General features: G+C 68.0%; 24 protein-coding genes. 11 read left to right on the forward strand and 13 right to left on the reverse strand.

Going from position 1 to position 22317, the window contains the following annotated elements; translation table 11 throughout:
* Positions 1–75 precede the first annotated feature (75 nt).
* Together AC5DRG_RS17630 and AC5DRG_RS17635 are read right to left on the reverse strand one after the other, a co-directional pair.
* Positions 76–993 (reverse strand): DUF4394 domain-containing protein, encoded by a 918-nt coding sequence (locus AC5DRG_RS17630; RefSeq protein WP_491811475.1) that lies wholly within the window; start codon positions 991–993, stop codon positions 76–78.
* Positions 994–1168: 175 nt separating this feature from the next.
* Complete coding sequence (locus AC5DRG_RS17635) at positions 1169–2551, reverse strand: glycine--tRNA ligase (RefSeq protein ID WP_491811477.1); 1383 nt, start codon at positions 2549–2551, stop codon at positions 1169–1171.
* Positions 2552–2711: 160 nt separating this feature from the next.
* Between AC5DRG_RS17635 and AC5DRG_RS17640 the strand changes: the two genes are divergently transcribed.
* The 4 genes from AC5DRG_RS17640 to AC5DRG_RS17655 are packed head-to-tail and all read left to right on the forward strand — an operon-like array spanning position 2712 to position 5833.
* Complete coding sequence (locus AC5DRG_RS17640) at positions 2712–3671, forward strand: metal ABC transporter substrate-binding protein (protein ID WP_491811479.1); 960 nt, start codon at positions 2712–2714, stop codon at positions 3669–3671.
* 17 nt (positions 3672–3688) lie between these two features.
* Positions 3689–4456: a metal ABC transporter ATP-binding protein gene (locus tag AC5DRG_RS17645; RefSeq protein ID WP_491811481.1), complete on the forward strand. Its 768-nt coding sequence runs from the start codon at positions 3689–3691 to the stop codon at positions 4454–4456.
* Positions 4456–5358 (forward strand): metal ABC transporter permease, encoded by a 903-nt coding sequence (locus tag AC5DRG_RS17650; RefSeq protein ID WP_491811483.1) that lies wholly within the window; start codon positions 4456–4458, stop codon positions 5356–5358. Before AC5DRG_RS17645 ends, AC5DRG_RS17650 begins: the two co-directional genes overlap by 1 nt.
* Before the next feature lie 58 nt (positions 5359–5416).
* On the forward strand, positions 5417–5833 hold the full coding sequence (locus AC5DRG_RS17655; protein WP_491811485.1) for a Fur family transcriptional regulator: 417 nt from the start codon (positions 5417–5419) through the stop codon (positions 5831–5833).
* Between the two features lie 40 nt (positions 5834–5873).
* On the opposite strand, the gene AC5DRG_RS17660 is transcribed toward AC5DRG_RS17655, so the two are convergent.
* The 3 genes from AC5DRG_RS17660 to AC5DRG_RS17670 all read right to left on the reverse strand — a co-directional run bounded on the left by AC5DRG_RS17660 (position 5874) and on the right by AC5DRG_RS17670 (position 7797).
* A complete protein-coding gene (locus AC5DRG_RS17660) occupies positions 5874–6707 on the reverse strand; it encodes an isoprenyl transferase (protein ID WP_491811487.1) in 834 nt (277 codons plus the stop codon).
* 61 nt (positions 6708–6768) lie between these two features.
* Positions 6769–7518, reverse strand: a complete 750-nt coding sequence (recO, locus tag AC5DRG_RS17665; RefSeq protein ID WP_491811489.1) for a DNA repair protein RecO — start codon at positions 7516–7518, stop codon at positions 6769–6771.
* A 63-nt stretch (positions 7519–7581) separates the two neighbouring features.
* On the reverse strand, positions 7582–7797 hold the full coding sequence (locus AC5DRG_RS17670) for a hypothetical protein (RefSeq protein WP_491811491.1): 216 nt from the start codon (positions 7795–7797) through the stop codon (positions 7582–7584).
* A 359-nt stretch (positions 7798–8156) separates the two neighbouring features.
* Here AC5DRG_RS17670 and AC5DRG_RS17675 point away from each other — a divergent pair, with 359 nt between their 5' ends.
* Positions 8157–8840 carry a DUF5753 domain-containing protein gene (locus AC5DRG_RS17675; RefSeq protein WP_491813066.1) on the forward strand — a complete coding sequence of 228 codons (684 nt, stop codon included), beginning with the start codon at positions 8157–8159 and terminating at the stop codon, positions 8838–8840.
* The gene (locus AC5DRG_RS17680; RefSeq protein WP_491811493.1) at positions 8822–9028 is read left to right on the forward strand and encodes a DUF397 domain-containing protein; all 207 of its coding nucleotides are present in this window, start codon (positions 8822–8824) and stop codon (positions 9026–9028) included. Before AC5DRG_RS17675 ends, AC5DRG_RS17680 begins: the two co-directional genes overlap by 19 nt.
* A 138-nt stretch (positions 9029–9166) precedes the next feature.
* Here AC5DRG_RS17680 and AC5DRG_RS17685 read toward each other — a convergent pair whose 3' ends face one another.
* A complete protein-coding gene (locus AC5DRG_RS17685) occupies positions 9167–10030 on the reverse strand; it encodes an NmrA family NAD(P)-binding protein (protein ID WP_491811495.1) in 864 nt (287 codons plus the stop codon).
* 125 nt (positions 10031–10155) lie between these two features.
* Here AC5DRG_RS17685 and AC5DRG_RS17690 point away from each other — a divergent pair, with 125 nt between their 5' ends.
* Positions 10156–10842 carry a TetR/AcrR family transcriptional regulator gene (locus AC5DRG_RS17690; RefSeq protein ID WP_491811497.1) on the forward strand — a complete coding sequence of 229 codons (687 nt, stop codon included), beginning with the start codon at positions 10156–10158 and terminating at the stop codon, positions 10840–10842.
* A gap of 55 nt (positions 10843–10897) precedes the next feature.
* On the opposite strand, the gene AC5DRG_RS17695 is transcribed toward AC5DRG_RS17690, so the two are convergent.
* From AC5DRG_RS17695 to AC5DRG_RS17720, 6 genes are all read right to left on the reverse strand, one after another.
* Positions 10898–11824, reverse strand: coding sequence for a DUF6879 family protein (locus tag AC5DRG_RS17695; protein WP_491811499.1), 927 nt, complete (start codon positions 11822–11824; stop codon positions 10898–10900).
* A gap of 162 nt (positions 11825–11986) precedes the next feature.
* Positions 11987–12955 (reverse strand): SCO2521 family protein, encoded by a 969-nt coding sequence (locus tag AC5DRG_RS17700; RefSeq protein ID WP_491811500.1) that lies wholly within the window; start codon positions 12953–12955, stop codon positions 11987–11989.
* A 1-nt stretch (position 12956) separates the two neighbouring features.
* Positions 12957–13973 (reverse strand): SCO2522 family protein, encoded by a 1017-nt coding sequence (locus AC5DRG_RS17705; RefSeq protein WP_491811501.1) that lies wholly within the window; start codon positions 13971–13973, stop codon positions 12957–12959.
* A complete protein-coding gene (locus AC5DRG_RS17710; protein WP_491811502.1) occupies positions 13970–14887 on the reverse strand; it encodes an SCO2523 family variant P-loop protein in 918 nt (305 codons plus the stop codon). The genes AC5DRG_RS17705 and AC5DRG_RS17710 overlap by 4 nt, the downstream gene beginning before the upstream one ends.
* A 4-nt stretch (positions 14888–14891) precedes the next feature.
* Complete coding sequence (locus tag AC5DRG_RS17715; protein ID WP_491811503.1) at positions 14892–16739, reverse strand: SCO2524 family protein; 1848 nt, start codon at positions 16737–16739, stop codon at positions 14892–14894.
* Between the two features lie 73 nt (positions 16740–16812).
* Positions 16813–17607 (reverse strand): SCO2525 family SAM-dependent methyltransferase, encoded by a 795-nt coding sequence (locus AC5DRG_RS17720; protein ID WP_491811504.1) that lies wholly within the window; start codon positions 17605–17607, stop codon positions 16813–16815.
* A gap of 275 nt (positions 17608–17882) precedes the next feature.
* Here AC5DRG_RS17720 and AC5DRG_RS17725 point away from each other — a divergent pair, with 275 nt between their 5' ends.
* On the forward strand, positions 17883–18410 hold the full coding sequence (locus AC5DRG_RS17725; protein WP_491811505.1) for a GNAT family N-acetyltransferase: 528 nt from the start codon (positions 17883–17885) through the stop codon (positions 18408–18410).
* Between the two features lie 7 nt (positions 18411–18417).
* On the opposite strand, the gene AC5DRG_RS17730 is transcribed toward AC5DRG_RS17725, so the two are convergent.
* Positions 18418–18867, reverse strand: coding sequence for a protein-tyrosine phosphatase family protein (locus AC5DRG_RS17730; RefSeq protein WP_491811506.1), 450 nt, complete (start codon positions 18865–18867; stop codon positions 18418–18420).
* A gap of 79 nt (positions 18868–18946) precedes the next feature.
* On the opposite strand from AC5DRG_RS17730, the gene AC5DRG_RS17735 reads away from it, so the two are divergent.
* The 3 genes from AC5DRG_RS17735 to AC5DRG_RS17745 all read left to right on the forward strand — a co-directional run bounded on the left by AC5DRG_RS17735 (position 18947) and on the right by AC5DRG_RS17745 (position 22296).
* On the forward strand, positions 18947–19495 hold the full coding sequence (locus tag AC5DRG_RS17735; protein WP_491811507.1) for a SigE family RNA polymerase sigma factor: 549 nt from the start codon (positions 18947–18949) through the stop codon (positions 19493–19495).
* Positions 19492–20427, forward strand: coding sequence for a hypothetical protein (locus AC5DRG_RS17740; RefSeq protein WP_491811508.1), 936 nt, complete (start codon positions 19492–19494; stop codon positions 20425–20427). Before AC5DRG_RS17735 ends, AC5DRG_RS17740 begins: the two co-directional genes overlap by 4 nt.
* Positions 20428–20670: 243 nt before the next feature.
* A complete protein-coding gene (locus AC5DRG_RS17745) occupies positions 20671–22296 on the forward strand; it encodes an ABC transporter substrate-binding protein (RefSeq protein WP_491811509.1) in 1626 nt (541 codons plus the stop codon).
* Positions 22297–22317 lie beyond the last annotated feature (21 nt).

The following is a 22317-nucleotide window of genomic DNA, read 5'->3' on the forward strand; positions in this document are numbered from 1 at the left end:
GCCGCGGCCGCCGTACCGGATACAGGGCCAATCACCCGCCCCGTACGAGGACCACTCAGCCCTACTCGACCCCGCTCAGCCCTGCTTCAGCGGAATCGCCAGGTCGACCACCTGCCGCCCAGCCGGGAAGGAACCGGTCGAAGTCGCCTTGCCGGTCAGCAGGTTGACCCGGAAAGCACGGGAACCCGTCACCGCATACCCGGTGTTGGTACCGCTGTTCGCCGAACTGTAGATGTCGAACCCGGAGTTGGAGGGCGCGTCGACGCCCAGCTGGCCGGTCGGCGCGAGGTTGCCCGCGTTGGCCGGGGACTGGACGGAGACGCGGTCCTGAGCGGTGTCGAGGTCGAACAGGGTGGTGGCCGTCGTCGCGTCCAGGTCGTTGTTCGTGTACGCGGCTCCCGTCACGCCCTGAGCCGTTGTACCGGTCGTCGCGGGCGGGACCGGCGGGTTGGTCAGGGTGCCGTCGACCGCGGTCGTCCCCGCGGCGGGCGCGCCGGCCGGGTCGTCGATGTTGTGGCGGAGGTTCTGCCCGGTGTCACTGATGACGCGCAGCCGGTTGGCGGCCGGGTTGAAGTCGACGCCGAAGTTGGTGCCCTGAAGGGCGACGCTCAGCTGCGAGACCTTGACCGCCTTGGCGCCGACCTCGCGGACCGTGTAGACGCCGCCGCGGTCGCCGACGCCGTACAACTTGCCGTTCTGGACGCGGTAGTCGATGCCGACCAGCTTGGTGTCGCCCGTGAGGCCCCTCACCTTGCCGAGGGAGAGGGTGCGGTCGGGCCGGTCGGTGCGGAAGCTGACGAGCCGCTGGTCGGTGGTGAGCCCGACGGCGTTGAGCCGGTCGCCCCCGACGGCCTGCGGCAGTCCGGCCGCGCTGCCGGCCTGGGTGGAGATGGCCGAGCCGCTCTGCCCGCCCCCGTCGTTCGCCGCCACATACCCGACCGTGCCGATGGCCAGGGCCAGCGTGGCCACGCCGATGACTGCTTGCTTGCGCATGGTGCCCCCGTGAAGGTTGGTAGCCGCGGCCCGCACGGTGCGGGTCGCGCATGACCTCCCCTTCGGAGCCGTATGGGCACGGGATGGGCGAAACCCCGGTTCCGTTACGTCTGTTACGGAACCGGGGCTTCTGTGTGCTCTTGGTGACCAGCGGCCGATCGTCAGCAGCCGCTCATCAGCAACCGACGAGACGCCCGGCCAGGTAGCCCTCGATCTGGTCGAGAGACACTCGCTCCTGCTTCATCGAGTCGCGCTCGCGGACGGTGACCGCGTCGTCGTCCAGCGTGTCGAAGTCGACCGTCACGCAGTACGGCGTACCGATCTCGTCCTGGCGCCGGTAACGGCGACCGATGGCGCCCGCGTCGTCGAACTCGATGTTCCAGTTCTGCCGCAGCGCCGCCGCGAGCCCCTTGGCCTTCGGGGACAGCTCAGGGTTGCGCGACAGCGGAAGGACCGCCACCTTCACCGGGGCGATCCGGTGGTCGAGGCGCAGCACCGTCCGCTTCTCCATCTTGCCCTTGGCGTTGGGCGCCTCGTCCTCGGTGTACGCGTCCAGCAGGAACGCCAGCATCGCGCGGCCGACGCCGGCGGCGGGCTCGATGACGTACGGGGTGTAGCGCTCGCCCGCCTCCTGGTCGAAGTAGAAGAGGTCCTGGCCCGAGGCCTTCGAGTGCGCCTTCAGGTCGTAGTCGGTGCGGTTGGCCACGCCCTCCAGCTCACCCCACTCGTTGCCGCCGAACTGGAAGCGGTACTCGATGTCGGCGGTGCGCTTGGAGTAGTGGGAGAGCTTCTCCTGCGGGTGCTCGTACCACCGCATGTTCTCCTCGCGCAGGCCCAGGCCGGTGTACCAGTTCCAGCGCTGCTCCATCCAGTACTCCTGCCACTTCTCGTCCTCGCCCGGCTTGACGAAGAACTCCATCTCCATCTGCTCGAACTCGCGGGTGCGGAAGATGAAGTTGCCGGGCGTGATCTCGTTGCGGAAGGACTTGCCCATCTGGGCGATGCCGAACGGCGGCTTGCGGCGCGAAGTGGTCTGCACCTGGCCGAAGTTGGTGAAGATGCCCTGCGCGGTCTCGGGACGCAGGTAGGCGATGGAGCCGGTGTCCTGCGTCGGGCCGAGGTGGGTGGAGAGCAGACCCGAGAACTGCTTGGGCTCGGTGAACTGGCCCTTGTTGCCACAGTTGGGGCAGTTGACGTCCGCCAGGCCGTTCTCCGGGGCGCGCTTGTGCTTGGCCTCGTAGGCCTCCTCCAGGTGGTCCGCGCGGAACCGCTTGTGGCAGGAGGTGCACTCGGTCAGCGGGTCGGAGAAGGTGGCGACGTGACCGGAGGCGACCCAGACCTCTGGGGCAAGGATGACGGACGAGTCGATACCGACCACGTCCTCGCGCGACGTCACCATGTAGCGCCACCACTGGCGCTTGAGGTTCTCCTTGAGCTCGACACCCAGCGGTCCGTAGTCCCAGGCGGCGCGCTGGCCGCCGTAGATCTCACTACAGGGGAATACGAAGCCACGGCGCTTGCTCAGGCTGACGATGGTGTCGATCTTGTCGGCGGCCACGGTGCTCTCTTCATAACGACGACGGGCGACGAAGCGAACTGCTTCCAGCGAATGCTTCAGGTTACCGGCGGAGGCTCCCCCTCAACCAAATCGGCCCAGCCTCCGGACTTTCCCGGACCCTTGTTGACAATCGTTTCCAGATTTGTTGAAAATGACTGTCATGAACGTACGGCGTCGCCTCATACCCACGGCAGCTGTGACCGCGGCCACTGCCCTCGGTCTCACTGCCCTCTCCGCCTGCTCCAGCGACAGCGCTGCCGCGGGCAACACGGACAAGTTCGACGTCGTCGCGTCGTTCTACCCCATGGCCTTCCTCGCCGAGCAGATCGGCGGGGACCACGTGAGCGTCACCAGCCTGACCGAGCCCGGCCAGGAACCGCACGACCTGGAGATCAGCGCCAAGCAGACCGCACAGCTCCAGGAGTCCGACGCGGTGCTCTACCTCAAGAACCTCCAGCCCTCCGTCGACGACGCGGTGGCCCAGTCCGAGATCAAGACGAAGATCGACGCCGCCACGCTCACCAAGCTGGAGGAGCACGGCAGCGAGGTCGGCGGCCACGCCGAAGAGCACGACGACGAGCACAGCGAGGAAGAGTCCGGCCTCGACCCCCACATCTGGCTCGACCCGGTGAAGTACGCCCAGGTCGCCGAGGGTGTCGGCAAGGCCTTCGAGAAGGCCGACCCGGACAACGCGGCCGACTACAAGACCAACACCGCGGCCCTCGTGAAGAAGCTCGACGCCCTCAACACCCAGTTCGAGGACGGGCTGAAGAACACCAAGACCAAGGTCTTCATCACCACCCACGCCGCCTTCGGCTACCTCGCCGAGCGCTACGGCCTCACCGAGGAGGCCATCAGCGGCCTCGACCCCGAGTCGGAGCCCAGTGCGGCGCGGGTGAAAGAACTTGAGAAGATGGCGAAGGCCGACGGCGTCTCGACGGTCTTCTACGAGACGCTCGTCAGCGACAAGACCGCGAAGACCATCGCCTCCGACGCGAACCTCAAGACCGACGTCCTCGACCCGATCGAGGGCATCACGGAAAAGTCCCGGGGCAAGGACTACTTCTCGGTCCAGGAAGCCAACCTCAAGGCGCTCCAGACCGCCCTGGGCACCAAGTGACCGATACGGAGGACGCCATGCGCGAGCCCGTCATATCCCTGCGCGGAGTCCGCGCGGAGCTGGGCTCGCGCCCCGTCCTGCGCGGAATCGACCTCACCGTCCGACGCGGTGAGGTCGTCGCGCTGCTCGGGGCCAACGGCTCCGGCAAGTCGACCGCGATCCGCGGCATCATCGGCCAGGTGCCGGTGAGCGCCGGCGAGATCGAGCTGTTCGGCACCCCGCGCGCACGGTTCCGGGACTGGGCGCGCGTGGGATACGTCCCGCAGCGCACCACCGCCGCCGGCGGCGTCCCCGCCACGGTCACCGAGATCGTCGCCTCGGGCCGGCTGTCCCGGGCCCGCTTCGGCGTGCTCCGCAAGGCCGACCACGCGGCCGTACGCCGGGCCCTGGAACTCGTAGGCATGGCCGACCGCGCCAAGGACTCGGTGAACGCCCTCTCCGGCGGCCAGCACCAGCGCGTCCTGATCGCCCGCGCGCTCGCCTCCGAACCCGAACTCCTGATCATGGACGAGCCGATGGCGGGCGTCGACCTGGTCAGCCAGGAGGTGCTGGCGGGCACCCTCCGCGAAGAGGTCGCGGCCGGTACGACCGTCCTCCTCGTCCTGCACGAACTGGGCGCCCTGGAGCCGCTGATCGACCGCGCGGTCGTACTCCGCGACGGCTGCGTCACCCACGACGGCCCGCCCCCGCAGGCCCTCGGCCAGCACGCGCTGCCCGGCCACGACCACGTACACCCGCACGCGGCTCACGACGCCGAACCGATCCGGACGGGACTGCTGAGCTGATGGACTTCCTCGACTACGCCTTCATGCAGCGGGCCCTGCTCGCAGCCGTCCTGGTCGGCATCACGGCCCCCGCGGTCGGCATCTACCTGGTCCAGCGCCGCCAGGCGTTGATGGGCGACGGCATCGGCCACGTGGCGATGACGGGAGTCGGCCTCGGCTTCCTGTTGTCGACAAACCCGGTATGGATGGCCACGGCCGTCTCGGTCCTCGGCGCGGTCCTGATGGAGCTGATCCGCTGGTACGGCAAGACCCGCGGCGACATCGCCCTCGCGATGCTCTTCTACGGCGGTATGGCCGGCGGCGTGATGTTCATCAACCTCGCGCCGACGGGCTCGAACGCCAACCTGAACTCGTACCTCTTCGGCTCCCTGTCCACGGTGTCGGAGTCCGACGTGACGGCGATCTGCGTGCTCGCGGCCTTCGTGGTCCTGGTCACCCTGGGCCTGCGCAGGCAACTGTTCGCGGTGAGCCAGGACGAGGAGTTCGCGCGGGTCACGGGCCTGCCGGTGCGCGCCCTGAACCTGCTCACGGCGGTGACGGCGGCCGTCACGGTCACGGTCGCGATGCGTGTGGTCGGCCTGCTGCTGGTGAGCGCGCTGATGGTGGTCCCGGTCGCGGCGGCCCAGCAGATGACCCGCAGCTTCACCGCGACCTTCGCGATCGCCGTCGCCATCGGGGTGAGCGTGACGATCGGCGGGACCGTCACGTCGTACTACCAGGATGTGCCGCCCGGAGCGACGATCGTTCTGCTGACCATCGCCGCGTTCATCGCCCTCACCGCGCTGGCCACCCCGCTGGCCCGGCGCCGGGCCCGGGCACTGGCCGCCGCGCAGCCCGCCGAGGATCCCATGGAGTGCGCGATTCCGGCCACCAGGGGGTCGGCGGACAAGGCGGAGGTCTGACCGCGCACAGTCCGGGCTGGCACAATGGCCCGGCAAGCGCACAGCTGAGGAGGCAACGGTGACGACGGCCGGCCAGCCCGTTAAGGGACGATCCACCCGCCAGCGTGCCGCTGTGGCGGCGGCTCTCGACGAGGTGGACGAGTTCCGCAGCGCCCAGGATCTCCACGACATGCTCAAGCACAAGGGCGACTCCGTCGGGCTCACGACGGTGTACCGCACCCTGCAGTCCCTCGCGGACGCCGGCGAGGTCGACGTCCTGCGCACCTCCGACGGCGAGTCCGTCTACCGCCGCTGCTCGACCGGCGAACACCACCACCACCTGGTCTGCCGCGTCTGCGGCAAGGCGGTGGAGGTGGAGGGCCCGGCCGTGGAGAAGTGGGCGGACGCCATCGCGGCCGAGCACGGCTATGTCAACGTGGCGCACACGGTGGAGATCTTCGGTACGTGCGCGGAGTGCGCGGGGGCAGCGAAGTAACCACGCCTGCTTGGACGTAACCACTCCTGCTCGGAAGTGACTACTCCTGCTTGCCCTCCATGGCGAGCAGCTCCTCGTTCGGGATGGCCCCGCCGAATCGCCGGTCCCGCGACGCGAACTCCACGCACGCGCGCCACAGGTCACGCCGGTCGAAGTCCGGCCACAGCACGTCCTGGAAGACCAGCTCGGCGTACGCGCTCTGCCAGAGCAGGAAGTTGGAGGTGCGCTGCTCGCCGCTGGGGCGCAGGAAGAGGTCCACGTCCGGCATGTCCGGGTAGTACAGGTACTTCTGGAGGGTCTTCTCCGTCACCTTCGACGGATCCAGCCGGCCCGCCTTCACGTCCTCGGCCAGCGCCTTCGCGGCGTCGGCGATCTCCGCCTGACCGCCGTAGTTCATGCAGAAATACAGCGTCAGCTGATCATTGTCCTTGGTCTGCTCCTGGGCGACCTGGAGCTCCTTGGCCACCGACTTCCACAGCTTGGGCATACGGCCCACCCAGCGCACCCGGATGCCGAGCTCGTCGAGCTGGTCGCGGGTCTTGCGGATGAAGTCCCGGTTGAAGTTCATCAGGAAGCGCACCTCGTCGGGCGACCGCTTCCAGTTCTCGGTGGAGAACGCGTACAGCGAGATGTTCCGCACGCCGATCTCAAGGGACCCCTGGAGCACGTCGAGCACCCGCTCGGCGCCCATCTTGTGGCCCTCGGTGCGCGGCAGGCCCCGCTCCTTGGCCCACCGCCCGTTCCCGTCCATGACGATCGCCACATGCCGCGGGACGAGCTCGCCGGGGAGCTTCGGCGCGCGGGCGCCGGACGGATGCGGCTCCGGCGTCTTGTACTCGCGGCGCTGGCGCCCCAGGATCCCGCGTACGACCATGTGCTTCTCGTCTCCTTGTTTCTTGCAGGGCTTGCAAGGCTTAGAGGGCCTGCAGGACTTTTCAGGCCTTCTCCACGTAACGAAGCGAGCGAAGCCCGCGTTCCATGTGCCAGTGCAGGTAGGCGGACACCAGCCCGCTCCCCTCCCGCACATGCCGCGGCTCGCACGCGTCCGCGGTCTCCCAGTCTCCCGTGAGCAGCGCGCCGAGCAGTTCCAGGGTCTGCGGTGAGGGTACGACGCTCCCGGGCACCCGGCAGTCCACGCAGACGGACCCTCCGGAGCCGACCGAGAAGAACCGATTCGGTCCGGGCATCCCGCACTTGGCACAGTCGCTGAAGCTGGGGGCGTAGCCGTTGACGGCGAGGGAGCGCAGCAGGAACGCGTCGAGAACGAGATGCGGCGCGTGCTCGCCCCGGGCGAGCGTCCGCAGGGCCCCGACGAGCAGCAGATACTGCTGCACGGCGGGCTCGCCCTCATGATCGGTGAACCGCTCGGCGGTCTCCAGCATGGCGGTCCCGGCGGTGTAGCGGGCGTAATCACTCACAATCCCGCCACCGTACGGAGCGATCGTCTCGCTCTGCGTACACAACGGCAGCCCCCGTCCGACCAGCTCGCTCCCCCGCGCGAAGAACTGCACGTCGACATGGGAGAAGGGTTCGAGCCGCGCCCCGAACTTCGACTTGGTCCGCCGGACCCCCCGAGCCACGGCCCGCACCCGCCCATGCCCGCGCGTGAGCAGCGTGATGATCCGGTCCGCCTCACCCAGCTTCTGGGTGCGCAGCACGATGCCGTCGTCGCGGAACAGACTCATGCGGCCCATTCTCGCCTACGGCGGACGCGGTGTGGGCAAAGAGGCCATGGTTGCCCCCGCGCTTCAAGGGGCCTCGCCCCGGCTGCGTGCGTTGGCGTACGCCGTGGCGGCGCTGAGCCGCTCGGCCGGGGTCGCGCGCCGGACGACGCAGGGCTCGACGTCCCACTCCCGCCCGCCTCCATACGGTCTCAGCTGGACGTAAGGCCCTTCGTGCCCCATGACGATTCCCACCTTCCCGGTCCGGGTGTCGACGACGTACGAGCCAACGGGTTGCTTCATGGCGTTCCTCGCGTTCCGCGCAGCGCCGCCGCGAGCCGGGCGGCCGTCTCGGCGGAACAACCGCCCAATTCAACGAGCGGGCAGGGCGCCTCCCGCGCGAGACTCACCGGGTCCAGCCGGAGTGTCGGCAACGTAATTCCGGCGTTCGCCAGGGCCGTCCGCAATTCCTTCACAATGCCCTCCGCTTCTTCGACGCAGAGCGCCGAGTGTTGTACCTCCACCGTGCTCCCCTTCCTTTTCGGGTTTCACTCTTCGCATCTCTACAGTGCCCTTCTCCGCCTACACTCGGCAGGAGTCTGCGCACTACAAGTGCTGGTCAGTGGGAGGGGGTTGGCTGTGGCCAATGGTTCACGACAGGCCTGGGTGCGCTCGTTTTTGTCTCCGGCGGATACATCGGCCAGTTCGAACAGGCTATTCGGAAACCGCAACTTGATGTGGCGAAGCGGATTGACGCGGTACTGCAAACCGACGGTATTTTCGAGCGGCTGTGCCGGAAGCTGATTGATGATCCGAGGTATGCGGATTACTTCGCGCGGGCGGCGGAGCTGGAAGCGCTGGCGACGAAGATCTGCGAGTTCGCGCCCACGCTGGTGCCGGGGCTGTTGCAGACGGCGGAGTATGCGCGTGCGGTCACACTCGCGATGAACCCGTTCGCATCGGACGAGTACATCGAGGAGAGGGTCTCAGGCCGCCTGGACCGCGCCAAGATCCTCAAGGACGCTACACGGCCCGTGTATTGGGTGATCCTGCACGAGAACGTGCTGCGGATTCCGGTAGGTGGGGAGGCGGTGATGGCAACGCAGCTGGAGCATGTCGCCGCACTGGCGCGGGAGCGAACAGTGCTGGTGCAGGTGCTGCCGTACTCGGTTGGGGCGTACGCCTTGAGCGGGATGGTGACACTCATGGAGTTCGAGGACGCACCGCCAACGGCCTATACAGAAGCCGTGTATTCGGGGAACCTCCTTGACGATCCGGCCGTGGTGAAGCGGGCACAGTCGGCATACGATCAGCTCAGGGCCGGACGATGCGCGAGTACGACCTGAGCAACGCCTGCTGGCGCAAAAGCAGCTACAGCGATGGCAACGGCGGCAGCTGCGTCGAGATAGCCGACGGAGTCCCCGGCATCGTCCCGGTCCGCGACAGCAAGATCCGAGACACCAGCCCCGTCCTCCTGATCGGCTCGGCTGCCTGGACGGAGTTCATCGGCACCGTGGGGACCGCCCGCTTCTAGGCCAGTGTCGCGCTTCCACGGCCAGCCTCAAGGGCGCTACGCGTCGCCTACGGCGATGGCCCTACGGGCCACCCTTGACCCAGTCCCCGGCGGAGGGGACGCGCCACCGCCTCGCCAGCACCACCAGGGCTGGTCGGTTTAGCGGGAGCGCAAGGTGGTCTCCAAGACCTCGTGGACGGTCTTCGCGGGGTGACCGATGGTGGCTTCCAGAGTCGGGGTGATGGCGTTGAACTCGCCGTTGCGCGATGCCGCGAACATCGTCAAGGAGAACTCCGCAGCCGGCCGCGGCATCCCGCCGACGACTGCTGCGGATATCCACTCGTTGTCGTCCATGACGACTCGGGTGATGGTCCGGCCGGTGATGCGGCTGAGGATGTCGGCAACGTCGGCGAAGTCGAGCGTGTGGGGGGCCGTCAACGGCGGCGTGACCCCTTCGAGTGCACCGTCTTCGGTGAGGGCGAGGGCCGCGGCTTCTGCCAGGTCCTCGTGGGCCGTCCAGGACACCGGGCCGTCCTGCGGCACGGCGAGCGTGCCGGTCTTGAGCGCCGCGCCGATGTAGTAGCCCAGGGTGGAGGCGTAGAACCCGTTGCGAAGAGCGGTGTAGGGGACTCCTTGCTGCTTGAGGTGCTCCTCGGTAGCCGCATGGACCTTCTGCGGCGGGAAGAGCGACACGGGAGAGGCAGCCTGGTGGCTGGTGTAGAGGATGCGCCGGGCCCCCGCTTCCCGTGCCGCGTCGATGGCGGCGCTGTTGGCGGTCAACGCGCCGCCGCCTCGGATGGACGCGGAGACGACCAGGACACGCTCGGCACCTTCGAAGGCGTACTTCAGACTGTCGGGTTCGGTGAAGTCTCCCGCCCGGACTCGGACACCGCGCTCGGCGAGATCGGCGGCCTTGCTCACGTCGCGCACACTGACGCCGATCCTGTCGGCCGGTACCCGCTCCAGCAGGCGGTTGACGATCAGCGACCCGAGGTGGCCGGTGGCTCCTGTGACGATCAGCATCGGTGGCTCCAGGATGTTGTTTCCAGCGGAACGCAAATAACGTTAACACCGATACTTCGACTACTGAGGGTTTTCGATATCAGCGATAACATCTCCGGTCACGCATCGGCGATACCATCGTTCCCATGGCACCCACCACGCAGCGGCGAGACATCACCCGGGACCGCATCGTGACGGCCGCGGCCGGCCTGCTGCGCGACCAAGGGCCGGCCGCGGTGACCACGCGCCGCGTGGCTCAGGAGGCCGGGCTGCAGCCTCCTGCTCTCTACCGCTTGTTCCAGGACAAGGACGAGCTGCTGGATGCCGCCGCGGAGCGTGTCTTCGCCGAACATGTGGCGAGCAAAAAGACCGCCGAGCCTTCGGACGACCCCGTGGAGGACCTCCGCGCCGGGTGGAACACGCAGATCAGCTTCGGCCTGGCCAACCCGTACGTCTACGGCCTGTTGCTCGACCCGGTCCGCGCACGCGACACCCCGGCACAGGTCAAGGGCGTGCTGATCCTGGCCGAGCGTGTACACAGAATCGCCGCCGCCGGGCGGCTTCGGGTGAGCGAGGAACGCGCCGTCAACCTCATCCGCTCGGCGGGGATCGGGACCGTCCACACCCTGCTGACCCTGCCGTCAGAGCAGAGCGACCCGCACTTGGCCGACGCCGCCTTCGACGCGATCGCTCGCGCCATCCTCACGGATGAGCCCGCTGTCCCCACCCAGGACCCGGCGGCCGTCGTCGCGGCCTTCCGCACCCTCCTGCCCGAACTGCCCACTCTCAGCAAAACCGAGGCCGCGCTTCTCGACGAGTGGCTGCAACGCTGATCCAGCACCGCCCTACGGCCCTGGCCACCGCTCGGGCGTTCGCCCCCTCAGCCCCTCACCCCGAAGCAACCGAAGGCGCCGCCCCCTGCTGAGGCTCCGTCTCCGGCTCCGTCGCCTCCCACAGCACGTTGAAGCGGGCGATGCGTTCCTCGACATGGTCGCGGGTCATCTTCAGCGTCGTCTTCGCCGGCATGACGCGGATGTCCGGCTCCGTTTCGTAGCAGAGCTCCCCGTCGAAGATGATGAAGTCGTTCAGCGGGTTCACCTGAGCGTTCGGCTCCAGGAGGGCCTGGACCGCTATACGCGCGTCAATGCCGAACTTGCGTTGTCTTGCGCAGAGTTGCTGGAGGCTGGCGGTGACCTCGGACTCCTCCTCGACGAGGAACACGCGCCGGATCTCGACGCCCCGCGTCTTGATCGCCTTCTCCTGCTGGGCGAGGTAGCGTTTCGCCGGCTCGCTCGACCAGAAGTCCCGGTCCACCGAGGTGCTGGTGGCGTAGAGCGTCATCTTGACGCACTTGGTGAGGTCGATGAGCCACTCGTGGTTCTCGCCGGGGCAGTCCGCCGTGCCGTTGCCGAGGTTCTCCATCAGCTTGGCCAGGCGGGCCAACTCCTCCTCGGCGAAGGCCTTGACGACGTTCGCCCCTTGCTCGCCGACTTTCGTGTAGCCCAGCACCAGCTGGGTCACCTCGTCGGAGCGCAGTACCGAGCCGTCCACCTTGCCGTACAGCTCCGTCGCGGCGTTGATCTTGGCGAAGCTCTCCACGACCTCCGCGCGCATCTCCGCCTGATGGTTGGACAGGCTGTCCTTCATGTCCCGGATGCGCTTCTTCTGGCTCTCCTGAACGGCCTCCAGCCGCTCACCGAAGTCCACCAGGAGCTGCACGATCAGCGCCGCACAGCCGAGGACTATGGACATGGTCCACTGCCACAGGTCGCCGTCGTCCTCGTTGAGGACGCTGGTCACGAAGAACGCGGCCACCCCCGCTAAGATCGCGAAGAGCGTCCTGAGGAACAGCTTCGACTTGCTCTGCTGGGTCTGGTCCGGCTGTTGTGGTGCAGTCCGGACGTCCCCTGCCCCTGTTGTTGTCGTCGCTCCGTTCATGTGAGCCTCCCCCGTCGGATATGTGAGTCGTGCCGCCCCTCAGCGCGTGCTCAGTGCCTGGTGCAGCAACGGAATGGCCTGTATGGCCAGTTGGTCGCGGATCCGCTGGCGAAGGTTCTCCCACTGGCGGCTGAAGCCTGGTTCGCGCTCCAGTACGTCCCACAGGTGACCCAGCGTGCGGTCCACGTGCGCGCGCGGCATCCACAGATGCAGCAGATGGTCGACGGCCGGGCGCAGCGCCAGGACCGCCGAGGGCCCGTCCGCCGCACCGAGCCTGCTGTTCTCCAGCATGTGCACCACGGTCGTCAAAAGCCAGTCGTGCAGCGCGAGGTCTTCGCACAGACCCGCGACGGAGGCGGCCGGAACGGTCTCCGGCACCCGCAGTTCGACGGTCCGCAGCCCGTCCTCGGCCAGCGTGAAGCGGTCAAGGGACGGCCCCTCGCCCTCGGGCGCCCGTCGCGCGGCCCAACGCAGCTGCGTACGGCGGGACTTGAAGGGAGCCTTGTGGTCGAGGAGCGGATGGCGCACCAACTGCGCCAGCAGCCCCTCGGCGGTCATCCCCAGGTCCAGTTCACCGCGCCCGGCACCCCTCAACACGCCTTCCGCGGTGGCCTTTTCGGGCAGTTTCCCGAACGGCTCGACCACCCCAGGCCGGGCAAGATAGTGCCCCCAAGGACGGCGCGTGTCGGGACCGTCGGCCGGGACGGTGAAGTAGGCGGTGGCCTGCAGGACACGGCCCTCGGTGAGCGCCGCGCGGGCGGCCACCGTACCGACGCCCCGGACCTTGGCGCCGTTCGAGGTGGGCAGCCGGCAGTCCACGCCTGTGAGGACCTCGGGCGAAAGGGCGTACAGATTGGGCCGCTCGGAGACCCGGACGTGTTCGTCGGCGCGCAGCCTCAGCAGTTGGGCGGCGGCCCGGCCGTCCAGTGGCTGGAAGGACGGCAGCAGACCGGTTCGCACCTCACCGCAGGCGAGGACCAAACGCGCGGGCTGTCCGGTGGCCGTCATCTCAAGTCCCCCGGGGAGAAGGCGGATTGGCCGACACTCCTACAGCGCTGATGGACTCCACACCTGGCTCCTCGTAGAAGACGTACGTGGCGCGCTGTGCCACCGCCTCCGGTACCGCGACCCCTTCGCGGGCGGACCGCACGGCGACCTGTTCGAGCGCTCCGGAGTCGACGTCTATCTGGTCGAGGATGAGTCGTACGGCGTCCTCGACGGCGATGAACCGGTTCGCCATCAGGGTGCAGGTGCGGTACGCGCTGAAGGGCGCCGCGGAGTCGTTGAGCTTGAGCAGCGGCGGCAGCCGGTCCCAGTCCTGCGGGAAGTCCCCGCCGGTCCAGGCGCGCGGTTCCAGCACGGGCTCGCCGAGGTGTCGTAGCAGACCGAGCCGGGCCAGCTGCCATACGGCGGCCAGGAACGGGCAGGACCACAGGCGCCCCTTGTCCGTCTCGGACCACAGCTCTACGTCCATGAAGACCGAGTGGTTGCGGGCCGCGGTCTCCTGGGGCGGCTGCCAGACGGTGATGTCGGCCAGGGCGCTCTGTGTGGAGGTGGTGCGCTTGCCGTTGGCGAGCCAGCCGGTCTGGTTGACGGGCGGGCGGGAGCCGTAGCTGCCCGCCGCCGGGGACTCGACGAGGCGGTGCATGACGGACTCGGCCAGCTCGATCCGGTCGGCGACCGCGCAGCCCGACTCGCGGGCCAGGTAGTCGATGACCAGCCCGGCCTTCTCGGCCTCCGCGAGGATCATCGGGATGAGTTCGGCGGGGGTGGAGAAGCGGCTGAAGTAGTCGTCGATCATGAAGCAGGTGCTGATACGGGGGCGCTTGCCGCCGGCGCGGCGGGCGGCGGAGGCGCGCGCGGCGTCCACCCAGATCCGTACCTCGGCGAAGTGCTCGCGCAGTCGCTCGGGGCCCGCCTCGAAGTCCTCCATGTAGAGGTGGCCCAGCTCCAGCGAGAGGTGGGCGAGCGGCACGGACTGGGTGCGCAGCTCGGCGGTGGTCTCCTGGAACACGGCTTCGCTCACGCCTGCTCCCAGTACTTGTCGTCGGTCAGCCGCCCGGCCAGGGTGTTCAGCGCCTGCCAGGTCTCCATGTTGGCGATCTGGCTGTCGAGCACGTCCTCGTCGGTGATGAGCTGCTCACGCCACTGCAGGACCGGCTCGAGCGGCACGGAGCCGAGAACCTGGCTGTAGCCGATGCCGTTGTGGGAGGCGAGCTGCTTGAGCTCGGTGTCGCACTGCTCCATCCACGCCGACTGGGTGGGCGAGGCCTGCGACCACAGCGCCGAGTCGGGATCGGGTACGGCGGCCCGCACGAAGCGGATGGCACCGCGCAGCGCGTCCTCGTCGTGTCCGCGGGCGACGCCGCCGGCGACGATGCCGCGCTTGCCGAAGACCAGGCTCGCCGCGGCCTCCACATGCTGGCGGGTCCAGCGGTGGAAGACCAGCCAGCGGGCGTCGACGCCGCTCATCTCCCGCTGCGAGGTGGCCGCCAGGACCATGTCGACGGCGTAGCTGCGGCCCGCGCTGAGGTCTACGACGATCAGGTCGAACTCGCCGTTGAGCCGCAGCAGGAGGTCCACGCAGCGGCGCAGGTTGTCCCCGGTGGTGGCGAACTCGCCGCCGCTGAGGTCACCGGGCATCAGGATCAGCCGGCCCGCTCCGGGCGGCCGGTTGCGCAGCACCCGGTGTTCGGTGTCCGCCCAGACGTCGATCCGGACGGGTTCACTGACTTCGCCTATCAGGTAGGAGTGCAGTCCGCGGTCCTCGGCGGCCTCGCGGGCGTCGGGCACGTCGAAGACGGCCGACGCGGTCGGCGAGCCGAAGTCGAAGTCCAGGTAGCAGACGTCGTCTCCCAGCAGCGCCCGCTGGTAGGCGAGGTTGGCGCTGGTCACGGAGCGGCCCGTGCCTCCCTTGTCGGAGGCCGCGAAGATCAGCACGGTGTCACACTCCCTGGACCGCGGCGGCTTCGCGGGCCCGGGCGAGTGCGTCGAGCTGTCCTAGCACGTCGAGCGTCAACGAGTAGGCGGTGCCGGGCTGTTCGTCGACCAGGGCGCGGGCGCGGCGCAACTTGACCTCGATGCTTCGGAGTTGCATCCCGCGTTTCCCGTCGGAGTTGGGGGCGGGTGCCATCTGTTCGTTGCCGAGAAGGTGGGTGGACTCGCTGAGCAACGCCTTTGCCAGCTCGGTCAGTTCGAGGCTGCGGATCGGTGGCTGCGAGTACATGTTGTGGACCTGGACCATGACCTCGGTGACGCGCTCGGTCACGCTCCAGGACACCGGTCCCTCGGTGAAGGGGAGGGGCGAATCGGGGTAGGCGGCATGCACGTTGTCCCACAGGCCGTTGCCCTCGCCCTCGCCCATACGGCGCCGCCACACATGGCCGAAGATGTCCTCGGCCAGCCTGAGCAGCCGGTCGTGCGCGGTGAGGTTGCGGGAGAGCGTGCACAGCTGGACGGTTCGCTTGAGCAGCTGCGCGGAGAAGTCGCTCATCGTCCAGTCCATCGGCGGACCGATGGTCCCGCCGCCCTGGAGCGGCAGGGTGACGCCGGGGTTGTGCAGCATGATCATGGGGTCGTCGCGCGTCATCCGGCTGGTGATGCGGCCGCGTTCGGCGAGGCGCTCCATGACGCGGACGGTGCGGGTCAGGTCGTCGTCGGTGGCCCGGCGCCGCATCAGGTCGTGGACGAGGATGGCGGCGACGGAGAGGGAGAAGTACTCGGACTCCAGCTTCTGTCCCGTCGTACGCCAGGGAATGTCCTCCAGGGGCCAGCGGTCGCGGTCGAAGCGGGCGATGCGCGACCAGTACTGCTGGGTGATCTCCCAGCGCAGTCGCAACGCCTCGGCGAGCCGCTGCTGTTCGGGATTGAGCAGGCCCAGGGTAAGGGTGCGGTCGGAGAACAGGTCCTGGATGCCGTCGAGCGCGACCACCGTGAAGTACAGGTACGGCACCGGGTTGGCGATGCCGTCGGGCTGCGTCCCGATGTCCTCGGCGGTCTCGACCTCGGGCGCGTCCCGCACCAGGCTCCAGGCCCAGCCGCACTCGAAGAGCTGGCTCTCGTCCTTGAGCGCCTCATGGACGTCGACGCCGAGGATGAAGCTCTCGATGATCGCGGCGCGCGAGGGCCGGAACCGCCTCTGGAACTTCTCCAGCACCTGACGCTGCGACAGCCGTCCCTGGCCGAGGAGTTCGGTGAGCGTCTGCCCCTGGGAGGACTCGATGTCGTAGACGTTGACGGTGAACGAGCGCAGCAGGCTCACCATGGCGGCGGTGAGCCGGTTGCTGGTGGCGGCCTTCAGCTCTTTGATCGTCTCCTGCATGTCGCCGCGGCGGGTCTTGTTCTCGTAGACCTTGAGGAAGCCGAGCACGGCCAGGCACAGGGTGATGGACATCGAGTAGGAGTCGACGACGCCGAGTTGACGCTGGTCCTCGGTGAGGCCCTTCTCCTTGTCCCGGGACACGAAGTAGTAGCCGCCCGAGAACGTGGGTGTCTTGTCGTCCGTGTGGGTGCGCATGAACTCGATGGCGGCCGTGACGAGGTTGGCCGGGATGTCCAGCCGTCCGCCCGCCTTCTTCAGCGCCTGCTGGACGTCACCCTGAGTGGTGTCGGGGTCGTCCAGCCGGAACGACGGCAGCTCGGTGGCCGGATAGAGCAGGCAGAGCAGGCGCTCCGCGTCGGCGACGCTGCTCTCTCCGCCCCATTTGCCCCACGCCCACTCCCCGTCGCTGAAGGAGTGGCGGGCAACCGCCTGCCAGATGTCCAGCAGATGCTGGCGTGGCTTGATCTGCATCCCATGCCCCTCACACAGATCGCAGTGCCATCACTTGAGGAATTATCCCTCTTCTGTTGTGAAGACTTACCGGTCAGCGGATCGGAATATCCAAATCCGAATTCCGCCGCCAGCCATAGGAAAGGATCATTCCCGAATAACCGTCGCGCAGGCCGGCCTCGGTTTCGAGCCGGTGCACCTCGAAGTCGCCCGCGAATGGTTCAAGGCTCGCGCGCACATCGGATTCTCCCACGTCGCAGGCCGGGAAGAACTGCTCGCCCGTGTAATAACCCTTCGAATGTTCCATGAAGGCGGCGGCGAACGGGGCGCCGGGGGCCAGGGCGCGCATGAAGCGCTCCACGCCCAGGGTGAACTCCTGGTGGGAGGCGGTCATCGACTCGGCGACGAAGAACATGGTCCCCACGGACCACCGTCCGCCGAACTTCTCCAGGTCGAAGATGTCGCCCTGTTCGACCTTGGCGACCTCGCGGAATTGCTCACGCGGGTCGCGGGGGAACGAGTGGTAGGCCTCGTTCTCGCACAGGGCCTTCCAGAACTGGTCCCAGTTCGGGTCGTACGAGTGGAGCTGGCTCTCCAGGTACTCCACGTTCGCGGGCGAGCGCTCGAAGAGCGTGACCTCGTCGCACCACGGCATCATGGAGAGTGCGGGGTAAAGGTTGGCACCCGCACCTACGTCGATACCCGAAACCGGGCCGACGCCCTGCTTCCGGAAATGATCGCCAAAGTGATCCCGAATGATGTGCAGGATCTCCGCGTCCTCAGGCTGTAAGGCGCGGTAGTTGTGATCAACGTAGGCGATCGGGTCGAATGCGCTCCAGGAGACATCTGCATTCTTCACCTGGGCACCCCCCGAAGTTCTCAAGGTCATTCAATCACGGTACCAACATCGGAGGCACGGGGGATCCCCTCTCGTCAATGTTGCAGAGCTATTACGCCATGGCGGGGCAGCCGCCGGGGCGCACCAGGGGCGCATCGCGGCGAATGCATTCATGCGACCTGTTTAGGCCTTGAACTGCCGGATTGCCCCACCCAAGATGGTCGGAACTCTGCCGAACACACCAGAAAGGCAGAGAGCACGCGTCTCACCCGTACCACCCGTACGAGTGTCAACGTGAACATGACTTCCCACCCGCAGGAGGCAGTATGACGGCTTTTCCGGAGGAACGTTTCCCTTATGTTGGCGGCCGCGCTGACCAGGCATTCTTCGCCGACCGCACCGACCGTCCCCTGACCATGCGGGGCGTCACCCTGGCCGATCTGCCCGAACTCCTCCGCGTGGACAGGGAGGCCTTCCCCGAGGAGCCCTACCCCCACTTCGTCCTCCGTCAGCTGTACGACATCCACGGCGACCGCATCCTCGTCCTCGACGACGGCGAATGCCTGCTCGGCTACGTCCTGTTCGTCAACACCTGGGACCGCTACGTGAGTTGGGTCATGAGCCTCGCCGTCACCCCCGGCCAGCGGGGCCGCGGCCTGGGCCGGCGTCTGATGGTCGAGGTCCTGCGCCGGCTGCGCACGGAGCGTGTCCACCAGGTCCGCCTGACGGTGGAACCGACGAACGCCGCCGCGATCATGCTGTACCGCTCACTGGGCTTCTCGTCCGAGGAAGGGGTGCACAAGGACTACTTCGGCGCCGGGGAGGACCGGCTCATCATGACGCTGGGGTTGTGAAACGACGTCACAACTCCGGTTCCAGGCCGCCGAATCCCCGCACATACCGCTTCTGCCAAGGTGTCTCCACCGCATGCCGGTCGTAGTCACGGCGGACGAAGGCCACCGCCTCCCCGGCCGGTACGCCGTCCAATACCGCCAGACAGGCCAGTGCCGTCCCGGTGCGCCCCCGGCCGCCTCCGCAGGCGATCTCGACGCGCTCGCTCGCCGCCCGCTCCCAGGCCTCGGTCAGCGCCTCGCGGGCGGCCGTGCGGTCGGTCGGAAGCCGGAAGTCGGGCCAGCGCAACCAGCGGGATTCCCAGGGGACTTCGGGTGGTTGTCGGGCCAGGAGGTAGAGGCCGTACGACGGGGTCGGCGCCGTCGGGTCGAGGGGGCGGCGCAGGCCCCGGCCCCGGATCAGGCGTCCGGACGGCAGCCGGAGGACACCGGGATGCCGCGCGTCCCACAGTTCACCCATGGTCTCATTCGAACCCGGCCCCGGACTCCGGGCAACCGGATCCGCGGAAACGGTGGTCTGGTGGGCGAGGGGGTGCTTGATGCAGGCCGAACAAGAGGCCCAGTTCCAGGAATTCGTCAGAGCGCGGTGGTCCCATCTCGTACGCACCGCGTATCTGCTCACGGGCGACGCCCACCACGCCGAGGACCTGACGCAGACGGCGCTGGCGAAGGCGTACCGCTCCTGGCGTCGGGTCGCGCGGACCGACAACCCGGAGGCCTACGTCCGGCGGATGCTGGTCACCTGCAACAGTGACCGGTTCCGCAAGCGGCGCGTCAAGGAGGCGCTGACCGACGCACCGCCGGAGACGGCGGGGCTCGACGTGGCCGTGTCGTGGGCCGACGAGCGCAGCGCCCTGCTCGGCGCGCTGGCCCAACTGCCGCCCAAACAGCGGGCGGTGGTCGTCCTGCGCTACTGGGAGGACCTGTCCGAGGCGGAGGTCGCCGACACGCTCGGCTGCTCCAACGGCACGGTCAAGAGCCAGGCGTCCAAGGGGCTCGCGAAGTTGCGTGCGTATCCGGGGCTCGCGCAGGTCATGGACGGGCCCGAGCGCAGTCGCACACCGTCCAGGCAAGGAGACAGCAGGTGAACGAGGAGCAGAGGCAGGAACAGGGCGGCGATGACGGTGACTTCGAGGAGCGGCTGCGCGAGCTGCTCGCCGAAGACGCGTACAGAATCCTGCCGTCGTCGGCGCCTTATCCGGCGATCCGTCGCCAGGGCGTGGTCGAGTACCGGCGCCGGATGACGGTGGCCGGGGCGGCGATGGTGATGCTGGCCGCGGTGCCGGCGGGGGCCATCGCGCTGACCAGCGGGCCCGCGAGGGGCGACACGGCGACACCGACTCCCTCCGCCACCACCACTCGACTGACCACGCCGACACCGACACCGACGCCGTCCGCGTCGCCGAGCGGGCCCGAAGCTCCGGCCACAGCAGGGCAGTTGCTCGACGGGGTCACGTACGACAAGGCCGCCGCCTGGCTGGAGGACTGCCTCGCCTACTCCGGGCGCTACAGCACCTTGGACGACCAGGACATGGGCGACGCCGCCGACTACAAGATCCTCCTCGGGATGAGGAGCACCGGGGACACCAACTCGCCGGGCGACGGCTTCTACGTCTACGCCGTGCGGGAGGACTCGTCATTCAAGATGCTCTGCCACATCAAGGACGACGAGGTGTCCGGGATCTCGTCGGGCAGCATCGATGAGCAGCCCGACGCCGGCCATGTACAGACCGACCCCAACGACTACAAGCTCTACCAGCAGTCCTTCCTCGACAAGGGCAACTGGAAGCTCCCCTTCCGCTGGGGCAGCATCGGCTTGGTCGACTCGGAGGTCGCCAAGGTGACCGTCTCCTACGGCGACAGCACCAGCCAGGCGGTCCTGGACGACGGCTACTTCGTCGCCTCCGGGATCCTCAACGAGCAGGTCACCAAGAACCCGCACATCAAGGGCTACGACGCCGACGGCAAGCTGATCTACGACTCCGACGAGGACTCGTACTACGCGCCGACGATTCCGTAGAGCGGGAGCCGCGAGTGAGGAGAGGAGGGTGCCGCACGTGGGGTCGGCATCCCCCTCTTCCGTGCCCGGCCCCCGCTTCCCGCAGCTCCCGCTCCAGTACCGCGCCCGCCTAACACCGGCCCAACTGCACCATTTCATAGCATCATTGGTCCAACCTGCGGCAAGTGGGCCATTCGTGTACGTATCCTTGACCGCCCTCACGGCCCCTCCTAAGGTCACGCTGACCCCTTTGCTGGAGGAACCGTGCGCGACGTGACCCACGACGTGCCGGCGTTGCACCGCCGGTCCTTCCTGAAGCACTCCGGCGCGCTGGGCGCGGCCGCCACCGTCTCCTCGGCGCTGGCGGCCTGCTCGGCGGGACCGGAGTCCACCAACGACACCGGCGGAGGCGGCAGGAATCGCGCCGTCACCGCAGTCATCGGATACGGCAACGACGGCAGCTGGGATCCGACGCAGACGGCGTCCGCCTTCGCGATGGCAGGCAACAACCACATCTACGAGGGCCTGCTCGACACCGACCCGATCACGCGCGAGCCGTACGCGGCGCTCGCCACGCAGGTCCCGGCCGACCCGGACAGCACGTCCTGGAAGTTCACGCTGCGGGCGGGGGCGAAGTTCCACGACGGCGAGCCCGTCACCGCCGACGATGTCGTCTTCGTCTTCGACCGCATCCTCGACCCGGACACCCAGACCCTCGCCAAGGGCTTCTTCGCGGGCTGGCTGAAGGAGGTCCGGAAGATCGACGCGCGGAACGTCGAGCTGGTGCTGAAGTTCCCCTTCCCGGACGGGATTTCGCGGCTCACCCTCGCGAAGATCATGCCGAAGCACGTCTTCTCGCAGCCCGGCGCGTGGGACGACGCGATCCGTGGCAAGGCGGTGGGCTCGGGGCCGTACCGGCAGACCGCGCACCACCCGAAGTCCAACACCACGTTCGCCGCCTTCGCCGACTACAACGGCCCGCGCCCGCCCGCCTTCAAGAAGATGAACTGGCTGACGATCGTCGACGCGGCCCCCCGGGTCGCCCGGATCTCCGGCGCCAGCGCGGGCGCGCAGATCGCCGACAACATCCCCTACGCCAACATCGGGCAGCTCACCGAGGGCGGCATGAGGGTCGTCGGCGGGGCCGGGATGAACAACCTGTTCCTGATGTTCAACACCCGGCACAAACCCTTCGACGACGTACGGGTGCGACAGGCCCTGCACTACGCCATCGACAGCGAGAAGATGGTCGAGGTGGCGCTCAAGGGACACGGCACCCCGTCGACGTCCTTCCTCAACACGGCCAACCCGGCCTACCGGCGCGCGAAGACGGTCTACGGCTACGACCCCCAGAAGGCGAAGGCGCTGCTGAAGGCGGCCGGGGTCAGCGGGCTGAGTATCGACATCCTTGCCGTGAACGTGAGTTGGATCGTCGACTGTCTGCCGACCATCAAGGCGTCCTGGGACGCGATCGGCGTGAGGACGACGCTGTCGCCGCAGGAGACCACGGCCGTCTTCACCAAGATGGACCAGAAGCAGGACTACCAGGTCGTCGCCGCCGCCTCGAACCCCAACCAGTTCGGCCTCGACGCCGACCTGATCATGCACTACAACTACGGCCCGCAGAACCTGTGGATGGGCTACGCCCGCTGGGCCGACAACGCTGTCGCGAAGAAGCTCTTCAAGGACATGGACCAGGCGACGCGGGAGCCGGACCCTGCGAAGAAGAAGACGATGATCCAGGACTACGTCGACGTGGTCGCCGAACAGGCCGTGCTCTACCCGGTCGTCCACAACGAGCTGATGACGGCCTGGGACCCGGCCGAGCTGACGGGGATAAGGGCACAGCCGTATCCCGGCATCAACCTCCTCCAGGCCAAGTGGGTCTAATCCCTTTTCGTTGCACAGGAG

It is taken from the genome of Streptomyces sp. JLBG701 (genome assembly GCF_058544905.1).